Genomic DNA, 7,980 nt, shown 5'->3' with positions numbered 1-7,980 from the left:
GCTCGTCGACCCGCTGATAGCCCATTATCATCTGCGCCTGGGCTCGGACAATGCCGCCCTCAGGGCTTTCCAGCRCATCGTCTACGATCGCAATGGCAACGACACTGCCGACTTCCTGTTCCTGCMTGTCAACGATGCCAGCGCTACCGATCCCCAACGCCGCGGCAGCCACTGGTCGCTGCTTCTGGTWGATCGACGCGAGCGGGMAAGGCCGGTTGCCTATCATTACGACTCCGCCGGGCGGYWCAACGMCCAGCCCGCGGCACAGCTCGCAMAACGGCTGGGAGCCCGCCTSGAGCCSGCCCGYATMWCCCAGCAGCAGAACGGCTATGATTGCGGCGTCTTTGTGCTTGACGGCACCAGGGCGCTGGTCAGACGACTGGGGCAAAGCCGGCAGCCAGCCAGGCTGCACCTCGACAACCTCGTCATCGATCGGCAGGCACTGCAAAACCGGCTCGGTCATAGGGCTGGTACAGGAGTCGCGCTGCCCATCAGCCAAGCCTCCGATCAGGCCCGAGCCGAGCTAATGGCCAAACTCCAATAAACATCGCCTGTCACACGTCCTGTATAAGCCGTCGGGAGATTGGTCTCCGTCACCACGCGCTTATCGGGGAGGCGTGTCTAACTGAGGATTTCGAAATCCGCCTTTTCCGTTTCAAATGAAGCAATCGGCAATTTTTTGCGGCGTCAACGCGCCCCGCGTCCATGCCTGCGCCCGAGCGCCGGCTCAATGGCCGGGCTGTCAGACTCCAGAAGCGGCCAGATGCCAGGCAGGGAAAAGCTGCTGCGTATCAATGACGAGCCGCTCTACGAGGCGACCGGCGAAACAGGCTTCAAGCGCAAAGGGGTCACGCGGCGAGGCGACTGTCGGCGGAACTCGCCTTCACAGCAGTCCTGCTTCCGCCCGAGGCGAAGATCCCGGCGCAGAGCCTGCGAGGCATGATAAGGATTTCGCCCTGGTCGAAAGCCGCAATTGCAATCGAGGAAATCGTCTTCGAACACACTACAGCCACGTGCTGACCATCCGCGCGCGACAGCTACAGGCTCCGCGCTAAGCGATCGTTGTCCGACCTGACAAGACATGGAGCATTCGTCCAATCTCGCACGAAATCCCAATCGAACGCCGCGCGTTCAATAAGCTCTCCGAATCACAGGATCCAATAGGTGCTGTCCGACAACGGGGATGACGATCCCGAGGTTACAGCGAAAGCGATGGACTCCGGACCGCCTCGGGCAACATGGTCCTTCAACCGATCACCGATCTCATCGAGTGCTTCGTCCCAAGAGATCTCCATCCACCGCGGATCCGGATCGCTCTTCGGCGTCGTGCGCCGGAGCGGCGCCGTAAGACGCCGTGAATTGTGGACGACTTCCGGCGCCGATCGGCCCTTGAGGCAAATTGCCTTTCCGGTCGGATGATCAGGATTTGGCACCACCTTTTTGAGCCAGCCGTTTTCGACGATGTTGATGGTGCCACACCGCGACTTACACAGCGTACAAAAACCGACTTTTTCTTCCATCATGGGAGGCGGGTCTCCGAACGTCGTGCGACCGTCGCCGGCAACAAGAGAGCAGGGCGAATGGCGGCTTCACGACTATCGCGTAGCGACCGCCAGTCCGATCTTTTCCAGCGCAAAAATCCCCATCTGAACCGTCGAAGCGGCGGGATGGACGGCTGTTATTGCCACTGATCTCGGATTAGTCCGGGCATTGGGCGGCAAAGCCGGAAGATTCCAAGCCGGTCGGCTGGGCCAATTTCACCGGGCAGGACCGGGGGTCGGTTCCCTCAGATCACGTTCGGACGAAGGCCTTTACATTTCGTAATTTGTCATCGCCGGACAATTCACGATAGGGCTCGCTTGCGGCTCGCGTCGCCACCCGACTCGGACAGCTCCTCCGGCCGGATGGACGGCTCGAGCCGCCCCTGCCCTCCGCGCACACGTCGCTGCAGTTGGCGGAAGACTTTCCGAAGCTACTCAGCCCGGCGGCAGCCGGTCGCGCCGGCGCGATTGCCGGAGACCACCAAGCTAGGTCGGCCCGCCATCTCGGTTTCAGCGCATATTCGCAGACCTTTGAGACCGCATCCGGAGCCTGTGYGGGCGATGTGTCCACACATGTTGCACAGCCCACCGTGCCGGGAACCTCGGCCCGTGACAGGAGGAGGGACCCCTTCGCACCAAGAAAATCGRCAGATTCGTTAAGCGCTATCTCACTCGCCGGGAACCGCGGTTCCCGATTTCGCCACACCTGATCAGCTGCTGTCCAGTTCACCCACGCCGCAGGGTTTGAGGCGTTTGCGCCGGCCGAGGCACCGTAAAGTATTGCCTAGCGAGACTTCATTCAGCCGTCAGGATGCGGATGCAAGCTAAGGGACTGCTGATCCCTCCGGTTGGCCCTTGCGTTCCCGTTTAACTCCTGGGCCCGGCTTACGACCGGGCTTTCTTTTATGCAGGCCTAGTTTCGACCGGATCGAACGGATGGCCTTCAGGATCGCGTAGGCAGCGTGCGCGTCCAGCGCGATATCCAACAGGCCTTCGGTGGTGTGAATCGAGAGAATGCCAATCTCGCTTTGGAATCCTCGACTGTCGAAATGTGAAATTCGCTCGGCACGAAAGGCAATGCCTTCTTCGTCTGGCGCATCAAGCACCTTGTGTCCATAGCGCCGACAATCGCGCAACCCGACACCATGGTAAAGCGGACCTAGAGGTCCGATAAACTTCATGACCTTGTAGAGCCTCCGGGAGGGCGGCGATAATCGCGCGCTTCCGGGGGCCGTCGGTGGCAAAAAGCCTCCGTGGACTTTCAACCCGACCCCGTACCCGCGGACTTCGTTGCGTTCATGCCGCGCCACCGTTAAAAAACGAGGAGCTTCGGCGACATTGCTTCAGGCAAGGAGTGCACCGCGATGGAAGAAACCGACGACAACACTAGCGCCGTTATCGAGCTGACCGCCGAGGTGGTCTCAGCCTATGTCTCGAACAATCCAGTCCCGGTCGGAGATCTCCCGGCGCTGATCGATCGAGTGCATGGAGCGTTGAAGAGCGCCGGCGGCGGCACGGCGGAAAAGCCGGAAACTCTCACGCCAGCGGTGCCCATCAGGAAGTCCGTCACGCCGGACTACATCATCAGCTTGGAGGACGGGAAGAAGTTCAAGTCGCTGAAGCGGCATCTTTCCGTTCACTATGGCCTGACGCCGGACGAATACCGCGCCAAATGGGGCCTGCCGGCTGACTATCCGATGGTGRCCCCGAATTACGCCGCCGCACGTTCTTCGCTTGCCAAGTCAATGGGACTTGGMCGCAAGGCTACCTGATAAGCCAAAGGGGCGCTCGCTGAGACAGGCCCGCAAGCGTCCTGGGCGATGTGGGCCTGCCAACACTGATGGCCTTGCCCCTCTGATGGTTAAATTGTCTCCTTGAGGGTGGAATGCTGCCGAGCGCGTTTAGGAGCCCACCTATCACCAGCACTTAGACGGTCTCAAAAAGACCTAATAAATCGACCGTTCTCGGGATTGTTTTCATCGTTTTTGTCATGCAGCTTGACTATCAGACACTGATACATTGCGGTCCACCCGGCGCCTCTGACCCCCACCGCACGCCGCTGCGCGGCAGCTGGTACGAGATCGACCTGGACGCGATCAGGCACAATTATCGCCAGCTTCGCGCACACCTGCCCGCGGCAGTCCGGATTTTCGCGTGCCTGAAGCGCAACGGTTATGGGTGCGGCGCCGGACCGGTGRCTTCAGCTCTGGCTGCAGAGGGGGTTGACGGCTTCGGYGTCGCTGCGCTGCCGGATGCGGTCGCGATAAGGCATATGGGGGTCGAGCTTCCAATCCYACTCTATCCAGGACCTCTGCCGTCATCGGCCGACATCATCGAACGGCTCGGGCTTACAGTCACGATCTCCAGCCTCGAGGAACTGGAGCGCTGGCGTGCTGCAATGGACAGCACGCGGGTCTTTGTAAAGGTTGATCTTGGCTTTTACAGGTCGGGGRCAGCGCCATCGGTTGTCGGCGCATTGCTCGCGGCCGGCCATGCTTATGACGATGTCGATGTCGAAGGGCTTTATGCGCATCTCAGCGAACTGCCTTCGAAGACGCCCTTCCATTTAAGCGAACAGCGCTCCCGTTTGCAGCAGATTCTTCAATCGGCCAATGCTTCTGGGACACGACCTCCCATTGCGATGGTGGCGAGCACGGCGGGCGTGCTTCGATACCCTGAGATGGATTTCGATGCCGTCGATCCCGGCGCCTTGTTCATTGGTGTCTCCGAGACGGATCATTCCACCCGGCCTGTCGCCCTGCGGCCGGCTCTTAAGGCCATTTCGAGCTCTCTGGTTTCAATCAAGCGGACCGACTCCTCGCTCGGGACRGCGCCGGACCTGCCTGGCTACCAGCAAGGAATGGTCGTCGGAGTGCTCGGTATCGGTTGGGGAGACGGGCTGCCACGTCAGCTCCCGCCCGGCGCTGAGGCACTGGTGAGAGGCCGGCGTGCGCCTCTGCTGCCGCCGGTTCATTTAGAACATCTCCGTATCGACCTCACGGAGATCCCCGATGCTTGTTTCGGCGATCAGGTGCTCTTGCTCGGGCAGCAGGGAGACCAGACCATCACACAGCATGAGGTCGCCACCTGGTGGGGCACCGACATCGTCGGGCTGTATGCTCAGCTTCGGGACCACGTTCCACGCGTCTATGTCTGAGATTCAGAAGAGCACAACAATCGAGAGCGGGTGATCCAGCGCAACGACATTCACTAAATGGGCTACGACAGGCTTCTTCCTCCCCAAGCCCCCCGAAATAAAGTGGATCCATGCAAGTCCGAGAGGTTGCACGCAAGCTCTCAGCCTTGTGATCGTGGCAAGAAGAATAAGACATGAGCGGAAAGCTATCGGCTGATGACCGATCCCCTAGGCGGGCCCCTAAATCTGGAACTGAAATTCATTACATGGACGCTTGACCTCTTCGTGGGAGGTTTAGCGATGGYGCACGGCGGCTCCGGGATCAGGCTGGTATTTCAGAACACCTCGGTCGGTTATCGGTTTTTGACCAGCAGAGGCCGACATCAGCCCCGCAGTCGGTGTTGGAGTGCCTGCCGATCGATGACGAAGTTGTCGAGGTGCAGCCTAGCTGGCTGCCACCTTTGCCCCAGTCGTCCGACCAGCGCCCTGGTGCCGTCAAGCACAAAGACGCCGCAATCATAGCCGTTCTGCTGCTGGGTTATGCGGGCCGGCTCCAGGCGGGCTCCCAGCCGTTTTGCGAGCTGTGCCGCGGGCTGGTCGTTGTGCCGCCCGGCGGAGTCGTAATGATAGGCAACCGGCCTTGCCCRCTCGCGTCGATCTACCAGAAGCAGCGACCAGTGGCTGCCGCGGCGTTGGGGATCGGTAGCGCTGGCATCGTTGACAGGCAGGAACAGGAAGTCGGCTGTATCATTGCCATTGCGATCATAGACGATGCGCTGGAAAGCCCTGAGGGCGGCATTATCGGAGCCCAGGCGCAGATGGTAATGGGCTATCAGCGGGTCGACGAGCTGCGTTCGGGCGGCGAGATTTGGATTGTCCCTCTGCAGCTCCTGCGCCAGCAGCTCGTAGTCTCTCTGGATATGCTCATCGCCCAGCCATTGCGTGGCGGCGAGCGCCAGCCCGCTGCGGTCGTGAGACGATGCTCGCGGATTGAGCGCCTTAAGCTGAGCGTCGGAGGCTGTACCTGGAGGCGGGGCATAAYGGGCATCGTCACGCAGCTCGGCCGGTGTGGACGGCAAATCGACCAGGGAATCAAGACCGCGGTAGATATCAGACGACCTAGCTGACGCGGACCGCTGAGCTCGCCCCATGTCTTGATCCGACTGCGGCGACGGCCCTGACCAGGGGCGGTCCCAACCGGCAGGTCTTTGCCTTCCGGCTTGATCCACGTCCTGCCAAAGTTGCGACTGATCGTAACTTTCCGGCGAGGCGGCGGGCCTTACCCCCCAATCGGCCTGCTCCCGCGAGCCAAGCTGTGACCCGGGATCCGGGAGCCTGCCATGTGYAGCGCTCGACGCCGCGGAACCTTCGCCAGGCACGCTCGATGACTGCGATGGCCCGGCAATCGATCTCGACCTGGCAGCGTCCGACCGCGGCGCGGAGCCGGCATCGTCCTGCAAGTCGACGATGTCATCAAGGCCGGCATTGATCTGCGATGATCTACGTGACGAGCCGGGCTGGGCAATTGCCGAGCCGGCAACTGCGGTCCAATGGCCCGAGCCGCTACCCTCCTCAGCCAGTTGCACGGGCGTGAGCGCATTCAGATCAAAATCGGGATGCCGATAAGGTGTGGGCGACAGCGGCGCAAGGCCGGCAAAGGGCGAGGACGAGCCGGCACTTTGAGCAGACGAGGATGGGGCCGGCACGGGCGCCAATTCTGGCGGGAGCGATGTCATCTGATGGAATTGCGCCGCATTGGTAGCTATTGGCGCGCCACGCTGTGCGGCCTCTTCTTCATGGAAGGCTCTCAACACGTCCCAAGCCGGGTCGCCCGGGGACATGGGGATGGGCGAGAGGACCACAGGCGAGGTGCTCTGCACAGTTCCAGCGGGCGGGCCGCTTGGCTGCTCGCGCGGGGCGGCTTGCCCATGGGCTGCCAAGCCCAGCGCATTGTTGGCTGCGACCATTTGCCGGTATTTCTGCAGAAAGCCCCAGGCTGCGCTGAAAACGGGGGCTGCGTTCTTCTTGTACTCGTCAACCGCCCGGCTCAGCATCGCGGGTTCAATCCGGGCAATGCCCTCGCCGAAGTTCTGACTGAGCCATCTGTTGAAACGACCCAAATGACTCCGATAGATCGCTAGCGTGACCTGACCGTACCTGCTCGCAGCTGCCTGACATGCGTCTTCGATCACCTRGTTCTCTTCGCTGATAAGGCGCGATCTGGCTGTTGTGACAGTCTGTCCGGCATCAGCTTGCCGGAGCCTTCCCAACGCCACATTAAGTTCACTCAGTAATTTTGCATCGTTGCCCGCGAAGTCCTTCGCCAGACTGTCCAGCCCCGGGTCCTCAATCCGGCCGGCGATCTGCGTCCGGTGGTTCTCGTAAAGCCATTTGCTGAACTTGCGCAGCGCCGCTAGATCGTGCGACATGGTTCCTTCTTTGAGGCGGGCAGCTATGGCTCTTGTCTGGTATCTGGCCAGGAGTTCCTCATCGTCCTTCGTGCCAAATTCCCGGATCTTTGAAACGATTGTCACAGGCTGTCCGGCAGAATGCTGCCGGAGCCTTTCCAACGCCACGTTAAGTTTGCGCAGTAGTATGGCATCGTTGCCCGCGAAGTTCTTCGCCAGACCGTCCAGCTGCTCGTCATCAATCCGACCGTCGATTTGGCTCTGGTGGTTCTCGTCAAGCCATTTGCTGAGCTTGCGCAGCGCCACTATATCGCGAGCAATCGAGCTTTCACTCACCTTGGCTGTTTTAGCCGCTTCGGCACGGTAGGCGGCAAAAAGCGCCTCGTCCGGGTGCTCGCGGCCGCCCTTGCGGCTGCGCGTTTGCTGAACGACGAAAGGCTGGTGCGGTGCCTCGRCCGGCATTATTTGACGCGCGCCGGTCAAATCACCTCCCAGGGTTCGTTCTTTGAGGCCGGCAGCCTGGGCAAAAAGTTCCTCATCATCGTTGGTGCCAGGTCGAACATTCGAAGCAGCCGTCCCAGGCTGTCTGACAGAAGCTTGCCGGAGCCTCTTCAACGCCGGATTGATACGCTCGTCATCGCGCTCCGCGAAGTCCTTCGCCAGCGCGTCCAACCCGGGGTCCTCAATCCGGCCGGCGATTTGCGTCCGGTGGTTCTCGGCGAGCCATTTGCTGAACTTGCGCAAGGCCGCTAGATCGCGCCTCACGGCTGATCCTTTGACCACGGCTTTTGCCCGGTATTGGGCGAAGAGTTCCTCGTCGTCCTTCGTGCCGGGTCGAACAGCCGAAGCAGCCGTCACAGGCTGTCCGGCAGAATGCTGCCGCAGCCTTCCCAAC

At 61.0% G+C, this 7,980-nt stretch carries 6 protein-coding genes; 3 read left to right on the top strand and 3 right to left on the bottom strand.

What is annotated here, in order from left to right:
* A partial coding sequence (locus tag LCM4576_RS35265) for a Ulp1 family isopeptidase (RefSeq protein ID WP_244510925.1) occupies window positions 1-544 on the top strand: 544 nt, incomplete at its 5' end.
* A 604-nt stretch (window positions 545-1,148) separates the two neighbouring features.
* Here the strand turns inward: LCM4576_RS35265 and LCM4576_RS25655 are convergent.
* Window positions 1,149-1,523 carry a molybdopterin-dependent oxidoreductase gene (locus LCM4576_RS25655; protein ID WP_071035303.1) on the bottom strand — a complete coding sequence of 125 codons (375 nt, stop codon included), beginning with the start codon at window positions 1,521-1,523 and terminating at the stop codon, window positions 1,149-1,151.
* A gap of 842 nt (window positions 1,524-2,365) precedes the next feature.
* A complete protein-coding gene (locus tag LCM4576_RS36930; RefSeq protein WP_198540316.1) occupies window positions 2,366-2,722 on the bottom strand; it encodes a hypothetical protein in 357 nt (118 codons plus the stop codon).
* 183 nt (window positions 2,723-2,905) lie between these two features.
* Between LCM4576_RS36930 and LCM4576_RS25650 the strand changes: the two genes are divergently transcribed.
* Window positions 2,906-3,313, top strand: a complete 408-nt coding sequence (locus tag LCM4576_RS25650; protein ID WP_071035302.1) for a MucR family transcriptional regulator — start codon at window positions 2,906-2,908, stop codon at window positions 3,311-3,313.
* Window positions 3,314-3,531: 218 nt separating this feature from the next.
* Entirely contained in the window at window positions 3,532-4,698 is a 1,167-nt protein-coding gene (gene alr / locus LCM4576_RS25645; protein ID WP_083361526.1) for an alanine racemase, read from the top strand.
* Between the two features lie 362 nt (window positions 4,699-5,060).
* Here alr and LCM4576_RS35255 read toward each other — a convergent pair whose 3' ends face one another.
* Entirely contained in the window at window positions 5,061-7,943 is a 2,883-nt protein-coding gene (locus LCM4576_RS35255; RefSeq protein ID WP_244510924.1) for a Ulp1 family isopeptidase, read from the bottom strand.
* Window positions 7,944-7,980: the final 37 nt, after the last annotated feature.

Source organism: Mesorhizobium sp. LCM 4576 (assembly GCF_001854815.1).
Lineage (GTDB): Bacteria > Pseudomonadota > Alphaproteobacteria > Rhizobiales > Rhizobiaceae > Mesorhizobium > Mesorhizobium plurifarium.
This window is presented reverse-complemented; position numbering and strand designations above follow the sequence as displayed.